This is a genomic window from Bradyrhizobium sp. CB1015 (genome assembly GCF_025200925.1).
Lineage (GTDB): Bacteria > Pseudomonadota > Alphaproteobacteria > Rhizobiales > Xanthobacteraceae > Bradyrhizobium.
In genome coordinates this window covers 4,354,823-4,369,641 of sequence record NZ_CP104174.1, presented here as the reverse complement: position 1 = coordinate 4,369,641, position 14,819 = coordinate 4,354,823, and the positions used below count along the sequence as shown (strand labels likewise).

General features: G+C 65.0%; 17 protein-coding genes. 5 read left to right on the top strand and 12 right to left on the bottom strand.

Annotated elements, in window-relative coordinates; translation table 11 throughout:
- Positions 1-22 precede the first annotated feature (22 nt).
- The 5 genes from N2604_RS20040 to N2604_RS20020 form a co-directional block, all read right to left on the bottom strand.
- A complete protein-coding gene (locus tag N2604_RS20040; protein WP_260369993.1) occupies positions 23-715 on the bottom strand; it encodes a GNAT family N-acetyltransferase in 693 nt (230 codons plus the stop codon).
- A gap of 4 nt (positions 716-719) precedes the next feature.
- Positions 720-1,067: a Lin0512 family protein gene (locus N2604_RS20035; protein WP_128262042.1), complete on the bottom strand. Its 348-nt coding sequence runs from the start codon at positions 1,065-1,067 to the stop codon at positions 720-722.
- 251 nt (positions 1,068-1,318) lie between these two features.
- The gene (locus tag N2604_RS20030; RefSeq protein ID WP_260369992.1) at positions 1,319-2,983 is read right to left on the bottom strand and encodes an acetolactate synthase large subunit; all 1,665 of its coding nucleotides are present in this window, start codon (positions 2,981-2,983) and stop codon (positions 1,319-1,321) included.
- Positions 2,984-3,233: 250 nt separating this feature from the next.
- Positions 3,234-3,974: a 2-keto-4-pentenoate hydratase gene (locus tag N2604_RS20025; protein ID WP_260369991.1), complete on the bottom strand. Its 741-nt coding sequence runs from the start codon at positions 3,972-3,974 to the stop codon at positions 3,234-3,236.
- Positions 3,975-4,054: 80 nt separating this feature from the next.
- A complete protein-coding gene (locus tag N2604_RS20020; protein WP_260369990.1) occupies positions 4,055-4,513 on the bottom strand; it encodes a MarR family winged helix-turn-helix transcriptional regulator in 459 nt (152 codons plus the stop codon).
- 152 nt (positions 4,514-4,665) lie between these two features.
- Here N2604_RS20020 and N2604_RS20015 point away from each other — a divergent pair, with 152 nt between their 5' ends.
- From N2604_RS20015 to N2604_RS20005, 3 genes are all read left to right on the top strand, one after another.
- A complete protein-coding gene (locus N2604_RS20015) occupies positions 4,666-5,079 on the top strand; it encodes a cupin domain-containing protein (protein ID WP_260369989.1) in 414 nt (137 codons plus the stop codon).
- A gap of 54 nt (positions 5,080-5,133) precedes the next feature.
- Positions 5,134-6,006: a bifunctional helix-turn-helix transcriptional regulator/GNAT family N-acetyltransferase gene (locus N2604_RS20010; protein WP_260369988.1), complete on the top strand. Its 873-nt coding sequence runs from the start codon at positions 5,134-5,136 to the stop codon at positions 6,004-6,006.
- A 70-nt stretch (positions 6,007-6,076) separates the two neighbouring features.
- Positions 6,077-6,463 (top strand): ester cyclase, encoded by a 387-nt coding sequence (locus tag N2604_RS20005; protein ID WP_260369987.1) that lies wholly within the window; start codon positions 6,077-6,079, stop codon positions 6,461-6,463.
- A gap of 21 nt (positions 6,464-6,484) precedes the next feature.
- On the opposite strand, the gene N2604_RS20000 is transcribed toward N2604_RS20005, so the two are convergent.
- The 3 genes from N2604_RS20000 to N2604_RS19990 form a co-directional block, all read right to left on the bottom strand.
- Positions 6,485-7,705 carry an MFS transporter gene (locus tag N2604_RS20000; RefSeq protein ID WP_260369986.1) on the bottom strand — a complete coding sequence of 407 codons (1,221 nt, stop codon included), beginning with the start codon at positions 7,703-7,705 and terminating at the stop codon, positions 6,485-6,487.
- A 299-nt stretch (positions 7,706-8,004) separates the two neighbouring features.
- Positions 8,005-8,583, bottom strand: a complete 579-nt coding sequence (locus tag N2604_RS19995; RefSeq protein WP_260369985.1) for a DUF308 domain-containing protein — start codon at positions 8,581-8,583, stop codon at positions 8,005-8,007.
- Positions 8,584-8,667: 84 nt separating this feature from the next.
- Positions 8,668-9,252 carry a TetR/AcrR family transcriptional regulator gene (locus N2604_RS19990; protein ID WP_260369984.1) on the bottom strand — a complete coding sequence of 195 codons (585 nt, stop codon included), beginning with the start codon at positions 9,250-9,252 and terminating at the stop codon, positions 8,668-8,670.
- A gap of 79 nt (positions 9,253-9,331) precedes the next feature.
- Here N2604_RS19990 and N2604_RS19985 point away from each other — a divergent pair, with 79 nt between their 5' ends.
- Positions 9,332-9,832: a peptide deformylase gene (locus N2604_RS19985; protein ID WP_260369983.1), complete on the top strand. Its 501-nt coding sequence runs from the start codon at positions 9,332-9,334 to the stop codon at positions 9,830-9,832.
- A gap of 85 nt (positions 9,833-9,917) precedes the next feature.
- Here the strand turns inward: N2604_RS19985 and N2604_RS19980 are convergent, their stop codons facing one another.
- Positions 9,918-10,130: a hypothetical protein gene (locus tag N2604_RS19980; RefSeq protein WP_260369982.1), complete on the bottom strand. Its 213-nt coding sequence runs from the start codon at positions 10,128-10,130 to the stop codon at positions 9,918-9,920.
- Between the two features lie 120 nt (positions 10,131-10,250).
- Between N2604_RS19980 and N2604_RS19975 the strand changes: the two genes are divergently transcribed.
- Positions 10,251-10,601 (top strand): cupin domain-containing protein, encoded by a 351-nt coding sequence (locus tag N2604_RS19975; RefSeq protein WP_260369981.1) that lies wholly within the window; start codon positions 10,251-10,253, stop codon positions 10,599-10,601.
- A gap of 191 nt (positions 10,602-10,792) precedes the next feature.
- Here the strand turns inward: N2604_RS19975 and N2604_RS19970 are convergent, their stop codons facing one another.
- The 3 genes from N2604_RS19970 to guaA all read right to left on the bottom strand — a co-directional run bounded on the left by N2604_RS19970 (position 10,793) and on the right by guaA (position 14,719).
- Positions 10,793-12,049: a serine hydrolase gene (locus N2604_RS19970; RefSeq protein WP_260369980.1), complete on the bottom strand. Its 1,257-nt coding sequence runs from the start codon at positions 12,047-12,049 to the stop codon at positions 10,793-10,795.
- A 102-nt stretch (positions 12,050-12,151) separates the two neighbouring features.
- Complete coding sequence (locus N2604_RS19965) at positions 12,152-13,054, bottom strand: HNH endonuclease (RefSeq protein WP_260369979.1); 903 nt, start codon at positions 13,052-13,054, stop codon at positions 12,152-12,154.
- Between the two features lie 66 nt (positions 13,055-13,120).
- Positions 13,121-14,719 (bottom strand): glutamine-hydrolyzing GMP synthase, encoded by a 1,599-nt coding sequence (gene guaA, locus N2604_RS19960; RefSeq protein WP_260369978.1) that lies wholly within the window; start codon positions 14,717-14,719, stop codon positions 13,121-13,123.
- Positions 14,720-14,819: the final 100 nt, after the last annotated feature.

Here is a 14,819-nt window from a genome sequence, read left to right as displayed (position 1 = left end):
GATATGAAGCCCACCGCGCAGCTCATCCCTGCTTCATCAGCACTGTGACGTGCAGGCGACGCCGGATCCGCATGCCCTGCCGCTGGTACAGCGCAATGGCAGACGTATTGCTCGAGAACACGTGCAGGAACGGAATTTCCCCGCGCGCCTCGATCTCGCGCGCGATGGCGGCGAGCAACGCCTGCGCGTAACCGCGACCGCGATGGTCGGGATGCACGCAGACCGCCGTCATCTCGGTGAAATTGCCTGGCTTCATCCGCTCGCCGGCCATGGCGACCAGCTCACCGCGAGCGCGGATGCCGAGGAAGATACCGAGCTCGTGTGTCCGCGCCGCGAACGGCCCGGGCTTGGTCAGCTCGGTCAGCCCCATCATGGCGGGAACGTCGGCCGCGCCCAGGCGGACGATCTCGGCATCACGCAGCGAACTATCGGCGGGCGAGCCGATCATCTGCTCGCCGGGCTCGGCGAGCAGCACCTTGAAGCCGGCGGGAATTTCGACCGGCTCGGGCGTGAACAGCACCGCGACTTGCGAGCCCGACATGAGATCGCCGAGCGCCGCAAAACTCGCGGCGGACATGTCTGCCATATCGGCAAACGGCGTCATGTCCACGGGATAGCGCAAGGCCCGCGGGCCGCCCTCCGCCAAGTGCTTCTGGCTCGTCGTCAGCGCGCTCCAGATCGGACGATCCAGCAGCGCCTCATCGCTCGCGGACATCGGCCTAGTCCTTGTCGAAGCTGACGATGACGGCGGCATTGGCAATCAGGATGGGGTCATTGGCGACTTCCGTGGCCGATGGAATCTCCAGCCCGCCCTTGACCGCGGTGACTGTCACGGTGCCGTAAGGCAGCTCCTTGGCGACAGCCTCCTTGTCGACGGCTTCAGGATTCGGCACTCCGATCGTGACGTCCACGAACATGTCATTCGCGGTCTTGCCGATCATCCGGAAGAAACCGAGGCTGGAATGCCTGATGGCATCCGACACCGCCCGCTTGGCCGCCTTGGTGGCGTCCCGGCCGTGGACATCGACGCCCATGCCCATCTCGGTGACACATCGAATGCGGGTCATTTCATATTTTCCTGTGGTTGGTTTGGTGATTGAGAATGTCTGCGATCAGCGACTGCGGCACAAGCGATCGCCCCTCTCGTGTCCCGGACGCGCTGCAACGCCATAGCGTGCCGAAGACGCGCGTTGCCGCGCCTTTGGCGTTGCTGCGCAGAGCCGGGACCCAGGAAGCCACAGAGTTCGCTGATGGATGGGCCCCGTCTCAGCAGCGCACCGCCGACGGGCGCTGCGTCCGGGGCATGAGACTATCGCTTTCACGCCTTCGCCTTCTCGTGCGCCCGTAGCTCGTCCACGAGCACCCGGACGTTCTCCGAATAGTCGACCGGGATCGAGACCAGATGCACGCCGCCTTCCCTAAAGGCGGCGTCGAGCGTCGGGCCGAAGCTCTCGATCGTCTCGATCCGATGTCCTTTCGCCCCGTAAGCCTTCGCATAGAGGACGAAGTCGGGATTGCCAAACGTCATGCCGTAATCGGCGAAATGATCCACCGCCTGCTTCCAGCGGATCATGCCGTAGGCGTTGTCCTCGAGTACCAGCACGACGAGATTGAGCTTGAGGCGGACCGCCGTCTCCATCTCCTGGCTGTTCATCATGAAGCCGCCGTCGCCGGCAACTGCAAGCACGCGGCGATCGGGATAGAGCATCGCGGCCATCATCGCGGACGGCAGGCCGGCGCCCATGGTCGCCAGCGCATTGTCGAGCAGGAGCGTGTTGGCGACGCGGGTGCGGTAATTGCGCGCGAACCAGATCTTGTACATGCCGTTGTCGAGCGCGACGATGCCGTTCTCGGGGATCACCTGGCGGATGTCGTGCACGATGCGCTGCGGCGTCGGCGGCCAGCGCGCCTCCGTGGCGCGGTCGGCGAGGTGCTTCAGGATCTCGTCGCGCAGCGGCAGCAGCGCCGCAGCCTGCGGCAGCTTGCCTTCGAGCCGGTCTGCCAGCAGCTCCAGGCTCGGGCCGACGTCGCCGACGACCTCGGCATCGGGGAAATAGACCTGCTCGACGCTCGCCGGCGTGTAGCTGACGTGAATCACCTTCGGCCCTGAGGGGCCCATGATGAAGGGCGGCTTCTCGATCGGGTCGTGACCGATGGCGATGATCAGGTCAGCGGCCTCGATCGCGTCGTGAACGTAATCGCGCTCCGACAGCGCCGCCGTGCCCATGTAGAGATTGGTGCCGCCGGGAACGGTGCCCTTGCCCATCTGCGTCGTGAAGAACGGAATGCCGGTGCGCCGCACGAAATTTGCGATGCCGTGGGTCGAGCGCGGCCGGCTGGTCGCAGCGCCCATCATCACCAGCGGGCGCCTTGCGGCCATGATCATCTCGGCGGCGCGATCGAGCGCGGCGCGATGGGCGACCGGGATTTCGATCGGATGAACCGGGATCACCGGGACGTCAGACACCTCGTCACCCGCGATGTCCTCGGGCAGCTCGAGATGCACCGGACCCGGCCGCTCCTCCATCGCGACGCGAAAGGCGTCGCGCACCACGGTCGGAATGCTGGAGGCGCTGACGATCTGCCGCGACAGCTTGGTCAGCGGCTTCATGGTTGCGACCACGTCCACGATCTGGAAACGGGCCTGCCGGCTGCTCATGATCGGCTTCTGGCCGGTGATCAGGATCATCGGCATCGCACCGAGATGCGCATAGGCCGCGCCGGTGGACAGATTGAGTGCACCGGGGCCGAGCGTCGACAGGCAGACGCCGGGCTTGCCGGTCAGCCGCCCATGCGTGGCGGCCATGAAGGCGGCAGCCTGCTCGTGCCGGGTCAGGACCAGCTCGATCCTGGAGGCGCGCAGCGATTCGACGAGATCGAGATTCTCTTCGCCGGGAATGCCGAAGATGCGGTCGACACCTTCATTCTCCAGTGCGGCGACAAACAGGTCCGATCCCTTCGCCTTGCGTTGCTGGCCGCTCATGTCGCCTCCCGGTCGTTGTGCTTGACTCTCGAGTTCCAGTCGAGCCGGCGCATGGTAGCGGCCTGCCGCCCCGGCACAACTCACAAAGAAAGGCAGGACATCAACTTCGCTGTTGCCATGCGAGCAACAGCGCTTTGACGCCGAGCTCACGACGTATCTCGTGCAGGCGCCGAAGTGCGAGGACGTTGCCGCCTAGGCTGCCAACCATAACATCAAGCTGATCCGGCCCGAAAGCTGGAGATCAAGGACCTCAGAAGTCGACGGCAACTTCGCCCAAACCCACAAGGCGCGCACGGGCGCTGCTCCCCGCTTCTGCGAAGACCATGCCGGTGCACGAACCGGTCGTGACGAGCTGGCCCGGCAAGAGAGGCACATTCCGGTCCGCACAATGGCGGACCAGCCAGCGCAGCAGACGCCAGATGTCTCCTGCCGGATTGCCGCCGATGGTTCGACGGCTGATGGCTTCACCGATCTTAAGATCCGCCTCGACGGCCCTCAGATCGATGGATGCAGGGCTGACTGCCGCGGCCGTTCCGATCAGCAACGCGCCGTGGCTCTGCAAATCGGCGAGCTGGGCCAGGGCGGCGCTGTCCGTCCAGTCCTTGAGACGCGTCTCGACCACCTCGATCGCGGGATAGGCGTCGAAGGCACTCGCAAGTTCGCGATCGGGCAACGTGGCGTCGTCAGCCGCGAGCGCGCGCCCGACCCGGAGCGCGACCTCCACCTCGACACCCCGCAGGCGGAATTCCGGACCGAGCCGCGCGCCGGAGGCAAGCAGGCCGGACGCAGGAAGCGGCGCGCAGACGGGCTCGGCGTCAGGGCTCGACGCGCCGACCTTCCAGCCGCCGAGCGGACCGATCCGGGCAAGCGTGGCATCCTGGATCGCGTAGGCGCCGGCACGATCCGAAGAGAGAATGTCGCGCCAGGCGACCGCCGGCCCGCCGTCTCTCGCTGCGACCAACCGGTCTGCCGCTTCACTCGCTTTGCTCACGATGTCCTCCGTGGTGGGGCCCGGTCTCTCGGCGACGGGCCTGCCGCGGCGGAAACTCCCGCTTGTCATGGTTCGATGCGCTAGTCATGGGCCTTGGTCGCACGCAGCAGATTGTCGCGCAATCTGCTCACCGTCTTCTGCACCACCGGAAAATCGTCGCCAAGACCTGTCGCCTCAATCAGCGACCCGCCGAGATCCTGTTCGATCAGCCTGCGCCCCGCGGGCGTCAGGTTCAGGCGCACCTGCCGCTCGTCGGCAGGATCGCGGTGGCGCTTGATCAGCCCCATCTGCTCGAGCTTCTTCAGGATCGGCGTCAGCGTGTTGGATTCCAGGAACAGCTTCTCGCCCAGCGTGCTGACGGTCTGCTCGTCCTCGTCCGACAGCGCCACCAGGGCGATGTACTGCGTATAGGTCAGGCCGACCTTGTCCAGCAGAGGCTTGTAGGCCCGGCCGAAGGCGAGATTGGCCGAATAGATCGCAAAGCAGAGGAAATTCGACAGTTTCCGGCCTTTGCCGGCTGATTTGGGGGAACGGGCCACGGGATCCTCCGCAATTCGTGATCTATGAACCGAAGGCGGTGCACGGCAATATCGAGGTGACCACCACCCTCGTGTGAAGCGCCACGACGCGGACCGGCCGGCATCGGCCGGGCCCGCGCGGCGGACAATCTCGCGACCACAAGGAGCCGACCATGAGCCATCGTCATCTGCGAACCCTCCGCGTGCTGTCGAGCGCAGTTCTGTTCGCGGCAAACCTGTTCACACTGCCGGCCGCGGCGGCGCAGGCCGGCGTCACGCGCACCAACCTGCAGCGCCACGATCTCAGCTCGCCCGGGCGCGAGGCGGTGCAGGTCCGCGTCGACCTTGCCCCGGGCGTGGCGTTCGGTCGGCACGCCCATCCGGGCGAAGAGATCGTCTACGTGCTTGCGGGCGCCATCGAATACGACGTCGAGGGCAAGCCGCCGGTCACGCTGAGAGCCGGCGACGTGCTGTTCATCCCTGCCGGTACGGTGCATGCAGCAAAGAACGTAGGCGGTGAGACCGCCAGCGAACTTGCAACCTATATCGTCGCCAAGGACAAGCCGCTTCTGACGCTGGCGAAGTGACGCCGGCGCTCCCCCAATTGACCTGCGCATAATATCTGACTAAAGTCAGACATCATGCTCGATCCCGCCTCCCGCGTCCGTCGCTTCAACCGCGCCGTCACTTCCGCCGTCGGCGCGCTCGATACGTCGTTTCTCGGGCGCGGTCGGCCGCTCGGCGCCGCGCGCGTGCTCAATGCGATCGGGCACGGGCGATCGGACGTGGCGGAGATCCGGGACTATCTCGGCCTCGATTCAGGGCTGATGAGCCGCCTGCTCCGCAGCCTCGAGGACGAAGGGCTGATCGAGACTGCCGCACGCGACGACGATGCGCGGCGGCGCATGGCAAAGCTCACGCGCGCGGGCCGGCGCGAGTTCGCGGCCTACGAGGCGCTGTCCAACGCGCAGGCTGAAGGCCTCCTTGCGCAACATTCGCAACGCGAGGCGCTGCTGGCGGCGATGGACCTGATCGCCTCCGCGCTGACGCGCGAGCGCGTCACGCTGGAGGAAATGGATCCGCGCTGCGAGCAAGCGCGCTACTGCCTCGGCGAGTACTATGCCGAGCTCGGCCGCCGCTTCAAACAAGGCTTCGACGTCTCGCTGTCGCGCGATCCGGACGCCGAGGACATGCGCCGGCCGCGCGGCACCTTCATCGTCGCGATGTCGGACACGCTGCCGATCGGCTGCGTCGGCCTGAAGGGAACCGATCACGGCTATGCCGAGATCAAACGGCTGTGGGTCGCTCCCGCCGCGCGCGGGTTGCGGCTCGGCCGGCGCCTGATGGACGCGACCGAGAGCGCCGCGCGCGAGCTGGGTATCGCCCTGTTGCGGCTCGACACCAACAGCGCACTGCCCGAGGCCGGTCAGCTCTATCGCAGCACGGGCTGGCGCGAGATCCCGCGCTTCAACGACGATCCCTACCCGGACTTGTTCTTCGAGAAGCGGCTCTGATATTGGACCGGTTCGCGATCCTCGCGCGTTAGGTCGAAGCCGTGTTAGTCGAAGCCTTGGGAGCTTCGGTATGACGAGAGACGACCTCGCCGACATCTACCGCGCCTACATCACTTGCCTGAATCGGCGAGATTGGCCGACACTCGGACAATTCGTGCATGATGAGGTCGCTCACAACGCGCGGCCCCTTGGGCTTGAGGGCTATCGCGCGATGCTGGAACGGGATGTTCGGGAGATCCCCGATCTGCAGTTCCACATCGAGATGCTGATCTCCGATCCTCCCCGCATCGCCGCCCGATTGAAGTTTGACTGCACACCAGCCGGGAGATTCCTCGGTCTTGCCGTCAACGGGCGGCGCGTGTCCTTCTGCGAAAACGTGTTCTACGAATTTCGAGACGGAAAGATCCGGCAGGTCTGGTCGGTGATCGACAAGGCCGCGATCGAGGCGCAGCTCTGACGCCGCGCCTCGATCTCGAGCTCAAGCCGCCGCCGGCGCCACCTCGCCTTGCGGCTTCGCGAAGGGGCGGAACGTCATCGCCATCAGGAAGGCACCGAGGCCCATCGCCCAGGAGGCGATGTAGAGCCAGGCATAGCTGGAGAAGGCGTCGTAGATCAGGCCGCCGGCGAGCGGGCCGGTCGCCATGCCGAGGCTGCCGGCCATCGCCGTGCCGCCGATCACAGTGCCCATCATCTTGAGCGGGAAGTTCTCGCGGATGAGCACGGCGTAGAGCGGCATGGTGCCGGCATAGATGAAGCCGAAGATGGCGCCGACCGCATAGAACGTCGTGAGCTGTTGCGCGAAGACATAGGCGAGCGCACCGAAGGCCTGCAGCAGCAGGCCCGAGACCAGCACGCGCTTGGCGCCGAAGCGGTCGCCCATCAGGCCGAAGGCGATGCGCCCGCCGAGGCCGGCAAACCCCTCGATGCTGTAGATCGTCACCGCCGCGACCAGCGGGATGCCGCAGCTCACGGCATAGCTGACGGTGTGGATGATCGGGCCGGAATGCGTCGCGCAGCAGAAGAAGTTGGTGGCGAGCAGGATCAGGAATTGCGGCGAGCGCAGCGCTTCGCCCATCGACATCTCGTTTTGTCCGGCGGCTTCGCCGACGGGCGCTGCCGGGCCTTGCGCGAGCGCCGGCGGACGGCGCACCAGGAACGAGACCGGGATCATGATGGCGCCGACCACGAGCGCTATGATCTGCATCGAGGTTCGCCAGTCGTGGCCGGAGACGAGCCAGGCCGCCAGCGGCGACATCGTCATCGGCGCCATGCCCATGCCGGCCGAGACCAGCGACACGGCAAGGCCGCGATTGGTGTCGAACCAGCCGGTAACGGTCGCCATCATCGGCGCGAAGATCGCCGCACAGGCCGCGCCGACCAGGAGGCCGAATACGATCTGGAACACGATCAGCGAGGTGGCGTGGCTCGCGGCGAACAGGCTGAGCGCCAGCATGGTCGATCCGGTCAGCACCACCGGCAGCGGCCCGAACCGGTCCGTCAGCGTGCCCCAGGCCATGCTGGTGAAAGCCATCGCCAGAAAGCCGATCGTCATCGCGCTGGAGATGCCGGTCACCGACCAGCCGGTGTCCTTGGTGATCGGCTGCAGGAACACCGGCAGCGAAAACATGCCGCCGATCGCGACGCAGCCGAGCAGGCCGCCTGCGGCGACGATCACCCAGCGATAGTTAGAGGAAGTCATTTCAGTCTCCCGTCAGGTCTGTCTCGCGTGGAAGACGAATGGGAACTGCGCCGGCCGACAGGCCGACGTCATTTTTGCCGCACGCTTTCGTGACCTGGCAACAAAACTCGAAAAACAACCCCATGCACAGTAGCCGGCGCCAGCGGGATCAATGACTTACTGAGGCGGCTCCCCTCGCCCGTGGCCGACATCATCGCAGACCGGTTTGACACGTCGGGCAAAACAGCTGCAAGTCGACATGATGAGCCCGGCATTGGACGGCGGCCACCTGCACAAGGATGGCAGGCCTTATCCGCGGCTCACACGGCCGCACTGCGGCGCCAGTTGCCGACCGTGAGCCAGACCGCCGAGACCAGGAAGTAGATCGCGCCGACCGCAGCATAGCCTGCGACATTCGCAATCGACGGCACCGCCGGCATTGCGGCCTGAAAGATGAAGAAACCGCCCGCCAGCGCCGACTGGCCACCGCTGAGCACCATGGCCCATTGCGCGCCGAAGCGCTTCCAGCGCCGCACGGCCGTGCCGAGCTGGAGCAGTCCGGACAGGATCGCCCAGGCCCCGAAGATTCCGAGCACCCAGTTCATGCTGACCTGCAAGGCCAGGATGACCGCGATGGTAGTGGCCAGGCTGACCAGCAGGTTCAGGCCCTGCGTGCGGTTGTGGTTCAAGCCGCCGCTCCTGAGCGCGTCGAGATAATTGGCGGCAGCGTCCCACGCGGGATAGGCGACAAGCAACGTCGCTGCGATCGCAGCGGACGACGGCGCGATTGCGAAGGCCGCAATGACCCAAGCGACCGAAAACGCGGCACGCAGGAAATAGTACTGTTTCAGCCATTGCGCCTGGTCGGTCGTGTCCGCAGCCACGTTACGATCTGTCATTTTCTCTCTCCTTACCTACTAGTTGGTAGTTTAAGTGCGACGCGGACGCGCCGCGCCCGCCCTGCCCAGCCTGTGCCGATCTCGTCAGTGCCTCGTGGAAAGCCGGTCCAGCAGCGGCCGGGTGATGGTGCCGAACATTTTGGGATCGCCATAAGCCCGCGCCGACAGCATCGCGCCATGAACGGTTGCCAGGAATCCCTCCGCCTCGACCCGCGCCGTGCCGGAGAGATGTAGCCGGCCCTGCCGCTTGCCGCGCTCCATCACCGCAGCCAGCCAGGACGACAAGGAGCGGAAGTGCGCGCGGACTTCGTGCGCCACCTCCTCGGGCAGGATCGGAAGCTCGCTGGCAAGCAGCGCACAGACGCAGAAGGGAGCCGTCGCGTCCTTGATGCATGCCTCCCAATACGCAACGTAGCTTTTGAGCTGCTCGGCGGGGTCAGCGACATTGCGCTCGAGCGCCGAGAGTCCCGCCTGGGCCTCCTCGCGATAGCGCGCCACGAGGGTGCGGACCAGATCGACCTTGCTGGCGAAATGGTGGTGGATGCTCGGCTTGCGGATGCCGACCACGTCGGCGATGTCGGCGTAGCTGAAACCGTTGTAGCCGCCGGCGATGATCAGCGCGCGGGCACAGGCAAGAATGTCGTCGGCAGTGGTGGAAACGGTGCTCATGGCGTTTAGCTACCTTCCAGTAGGTAGGCAGTCAAGCGAGGATGCTTCAATGATCCGTGAGTGAGTGGTAGGAGCCAGCATGACCATTCGCCCGATCGTGCGCTATCCCGATCGCCGGCTCGCGCAGCCGGCCCGCCCCGTCACCGCGTTCGACGATGCCTTGCGCGAGCTCGCGCAGGATCTGCTCGACACGATGCGCTCAGCGCCCGGCATCGGCATCACCGCGCCGCATATCGGCGTGCCCCTGCGCGTCGTGGTGCTGGAGCTCGACGCGAAGGACGGCGCGCGGACCTACGTCAATCCGGAGATCACATGGGCCTCGCCGGAGATGATCATGCATCGCGAAGGCAGCGTCTCGATGCCGGGGGTCAATGACGAAGTGCAGCGCCATGCGCGGGTGCGGATCAGCTACCGGGATGTCGACGGCCATGTGCAAAGCGAGGAAGCGGAGGGCTTGCGCGCCGTGTGCCACCAGCACGAGATCGACCAGCTCGACGGCATGTTCTGGATCCAGCGATTGTCGCGGCTGAAGCGGGAGCGGCTGGTGAAAAAGTATGAGAAGATGTCACGGAGTTCGTAGGGTGAATTAGTGGAAGCGCGAGCGCCTTACACACGCTCCTGTAGCCCGGATGGAGCGCAGCGCAATCCGGGCTACGGAAGTCCGATCACGCCCTCTTCCCGCTCCGCTTGGCGATCGGCGCTTTGCGACGCGCTCGCTTGCCGCGCGCGATCTCGGTCGCGAGCGCGTCCAGCTTCGGCTCCCAGAACGTCCTGAACTGGCCGAGCCAGGCATCGACCGCTTGCAGCCCGGCCGCGTCGACCGAATAGAGCCGCCTTTGCGCCTCGGCCCGCACGCTCGCGAAGCCGCTCTCTCGCAAGACCTTGAGGTGCTGTCCCGCTGCGTCAAACCGCCTCGCGGCCCGACGCGAACCAAACACCTGCCCAGGCGTCTATCGGTGCCCTCTTCCCACCAAGCCCGCCCAAAACGGATGGAACTCATGAAAGTTCGCAAATTTGCCATTGCCGATGCATCGCTCGAACGTTCGCCGGGACAGGACGGCGATATCTTCGCCGGCAATGTGATCGACCAGCGCCACGGCGGACCGATCACCATCGGCTTCGGCCGCTACGCGCCGAACCAGAGACTCGACGAGACGCTCGCAGTCGACGATGTCATGCTCGTGCTGGAAGGAAAGCTCTCGGTCACGAGCGATGGCAGCACCGTTACCGCAGGCCCGGGCGAGATCGTCTACATGCCGAAGGGCGAGGCGGTCACCATCCGCTCGCACGAGCAAGGCGCGGTGACCGCGTACGTCACCTACCCGCATTGGCAGGAGGCGCGCGAGTGAAGCGTGATGGCAATTTCTCTGTGGCCATCCTTCGAGACTGCCGCCGCTGGCGGGCCCTCAGGATGAGGACCGAGTGCGCGGCGGCAGTTCCGACGAGCGCCCATGCCGCTTAGCCTCATCCTGAGGGGCCGCGAAGCGGCCGTCTCGAAGGACGAGGCGTGCGCACCGAGAGCGAAACGTGCGACGTAACCCTATCCGCCCGCCATCAGCGCCTTCGCCAGCGCCATGTAGGCCGGCAGCGTCACCGGGTCGTTGGCGGCATTGCCGGCCACGGGATGCGAGGCGTAGCGCGCGATCACCATCTCGGTCTTGGGATCGATGTAGATGCCCTGGCCGTGGACGCCGCGCGCCATGTAGGCGCCGTGTTCGTTGTGGGTCACCCACCATTGATTGCGGTAGGAGGCACCCGGCAGCGTGGTGTAGCCGGCCGGCTTGAATTTTTCGGGGTCGCCGCCGCGCGCGATGTCCTCGACCACCTGCGACGGCACGATCTGGTGGCCGTTGAAGCGGCCGTGATTGCGCATGGTCTCGCCGAAGCGGGCGAGATCGCGCAAGGTCGTGGAGAGGCCGCCGCCGCCGCTCTCGGTGCCGATGCGGTCGACGTGATAATGCGCATCCTCCTCCGCGCCCATCGGCTGCCAGATGCGCTCGGACAGGAGGTCGGACAGCGTCATGTTGCTGGCACGCCTGATGATCCACGCCAGCACGTCGGTGTTGACGGTCTTGTAGGCAAAGGCCTTGCCGTGCTCGCCCTGCTTCTTCTGCGCGATGAGGAAATCGAAAATGTTGGTAGGACCTTCGTAGCCCGGCGGGATCGGCGCCATGCCGTTGGCGCGCCGAAGGCCCCACACGTCCGAATTCTTGTCGGTATAGACCTCGGTGTAGGCGAGCCCCGTGGTCATATCCATGACCTCGTGCACACGCGCATCGCCGAACGCGCTCGGCTTCAGCTCCGGCACATAGTTCGTCACCGGCGCCTGCGGATCGATCCTGCCATCGCTGACCAGAATCCCTGCGAGCACGCCGGTGAACGCCTTCGTCACCGACATTCCGATATGCGGCTTGTGCGGCTTCAGCGCGCCGAAATAGCGCTCATAGATCAGCCTGCCCCGATGCAGCACCGCGATGCCGTCGGTGTAGGTCTCCTCCAGCATCTTTGCGAAGGTCATGGGCCGGCCGTCCATCGTTGTCGAGGCGACCCCGCCGATGTCATGGTCCGCGCGCGGCAAAGGCGACGCAGGTCCAGCTCCGCGCCAGACATTCACCGTCGGCACCAGCTGACGGATGTTGCTCCAGGCCCAGCGCAGTTCGGGGAAGCTGCGGAACGAGCCGTCCTGGAAGGTAATGGTGCGGTCGGGCGACGGCGGGAAGCCGCGCATCCAGCCGAGGGTTTCGGGGTCGGTGGTGATGGCGGTTGCAGGTTGGCTGGCGGTGGGCGCGACGGACATAAGGGCTGGCTCCAGAGAACGACGCAGATTTCCTACCATGAGGGATTGCGGTCCACATCAAGGGCTAGCGCTAGGCTGAAGCGCGCGACTCTAGGAGTTCGTCTATTGCTTGAAACAATTTTCGCGGTGCCACTGCAGAAAATGCGGATGAGGCCGATCCGATGGCCTCCTTGGCTCGAGCGCACGACCGGACTTGTTGATGACCGATCGAACTCCTTCCAGATCGTTTGTCTGCCGCGAGATCAGTATTTCCAATTCATCGGACAGGCTGATCAAACCACGATCGAACATCCAATGCGCAGTTCCCGACAGAGCGATCCCATTGCTCACGATGTCCGGCCCGTTCGCCTCCACGGGCCGAATGTGCGCCGCCGCTACCTCTGCCCGCCCCATTCCATTGATGAGCTTCAGCCCGGTGATGGCGCAGCGCTCGTCGTAGGCTCGCAAAACGATCCGACGAAAAACCCGGTCACGCAATACCCTCGAGACCGTCAAACTCACGCGATCACGCTGCTGTTCAAGCATAAACGGCACCTGCTCTCTTTCGTCGAGTTGAGACAATCGAACATCTGCATCGACTCGAGGCAGCAGCGGCACACCTTCCGCGAAGCCGAGCTCGAATATTCTATTGAAATCGTCGGCCGAAATTGGACGGACTGCCGACTGAGCACGCCCCGAAATCCGTCCCTGCTCATTCAGGACGCCGCTCTCCACAGGACCCGTCGGTCCGTTGAAAGCGACCGGATTGGCAAAGTCCAGATAGCTTCCGGGCTCGATCAGAGCGAGAAACATGCCCGAGGCGGTTGGGTCAGGAACAACTTGTTGCACCCGAGCAATCGCGAAGTAACCTCGCGTTTCTGCTACCTTGCTCGGTTCATAGTAGATGATCCAATCACCGACGCAGGCTTGAACGCGACGCAAGTACTGGCTTGGAAACTGATATCGTTCAGCGGGGCTGTCATCGTAGATCGAGTCCGATCGATGGATGAATACCCCAAATCCCATATTTCGTCGCGCCGCTGTCCGGGAAGTAACAACTAGCTCAGTGATGTTAAGCTTGGAAAGCGCCCCCTACTCCCACTCGATCGTCCCCGGCGGCTTGCTCGTCACGTCATACACCACCCGGTTCACGCCCTTCACCTCATTGATGATGCGCGTCGCCGTCTCGCCCAGGAACTTCATGTCAAACTGGTAGAAGTCCGCGGTCATGCCGTCGGTCGAGGTGACGGCGCGCAGGCCAACCACGTAGTCGTAGGTGCGGCCGTCGCCCATGACGCCGACGGTCTTCACCGGGAGCAGCACCGCAAACGCCTGCCAGATCTCGTCGTAGAGGCCGTGCTTCCTGATCTGGTCGATGTAGACCGCGTCCGCCTTGCGCAGGATGTCGAGCTTGTCCTTGGTGATCTCGCCGGGGCAGCGGATGGCGAGGCCGGGGCCCGGGAACGGGTGGCGGCCGACGAAGATTTCGGGGAGGCCTAGCTCGCGGCCGAGCTTGCGAACCTCGTCCTTGAACAACTCGCGCAGGGGCTCGACGAGCTTCATGTTCATGCGCTCAGGGAGTCCGCCGACATTGTGGTGCGACTTGATCGTCACCGAGGGGCCGCCGGTGAAGGAGACGCTCTCGATCACGTCGGGGTAGAGCGTGCCCTGCGCCAGGAAGTCGGCGCCGCCGATCTTCTTGGCCTCAGCCTCGAACACCTCGATGAAGAGGCGGCCGATGGTCTTGCGCTTGGCTTCGGGGTCGGTCACGCCCTCCAGCTCGCCGAGGAATTGCTTGGAGGCATCCACGTGCACGAGCGGGATGTTGTAGTGGTGGCGGAAGAGGTCGACGACCTGCTCGGCCTCGTTGAGGCGCATCAAGCCGTGGTCGACGAACACGCACGTCAGCTGGTCGCCGATGGCCTCGTGGATCAGCACGGCCGCCACGGCCGAATCGACGCCGCCGGAGAGGCCGCAGATCACCCTGCCCTTGCCGACCTGCGCGCGGATCTTGGCGATCTCCTCCTCGCGGAAGGCGCGCATGGTCCAGTCGCCGGACAGGCCGGCGATCTTGCGCACGAAGTTGCGGATGAGTTTCGCGCCGTCGGGCGTGTGCACCACTTCGGGGTGGAACATCAGGCCGTAATATTTGCGCGTCTCGTCCTGGATGATCGCGAACGGCGCGTTCGGCGAGGTGCCGGCGACGGAGAAGCCCGGCGGCATCCTGGTGATGCGATCGCCGTGGCTCATCCAGACCTGGTTCTTGCTGCCTGACGACCAGACGTCCGCGAACAGCTGGCTCTCGGCCTTGACCTCGACATCAGCGCGCCCGAACTCGCGGTGATGGCCGCCCTCGACCTCGCCGCCCAGCTGGGCCGCCATGGTCATCTGGCCGTAGCAGATGCCCATCACAGGCACGCCCGAATCGAAGATCAGTTGCGGGGCACGGGGCGAGCCGGCCTCGTGCACCGATTCCGGACCGCCGGACAGGATCACCGCCTTCGGCTTCATCTCCTCGAAGGCAGCTTCGGCCTTGTTGAACGGGACGATCTCGCAATAGACGCCGTCCTCGCGGACGCGGCGCGCGATCAGCTGCGTCACCTGGCTACCGAAGTCGACGATGAGAATCTTGTCGTGCGCCGAGGCCACCGAGGGCGTCGACGCGGAGCGGTCGTTCTGTGCTGCTGTCATGGCCAGCAGATACGCCGGTGCGGCGCGGGCCGCAACCGCGCGCGTGTGCGCGCCCACATGCTTCTTTGGGCATGGACAAATGAATATAGGTAAGTATTAT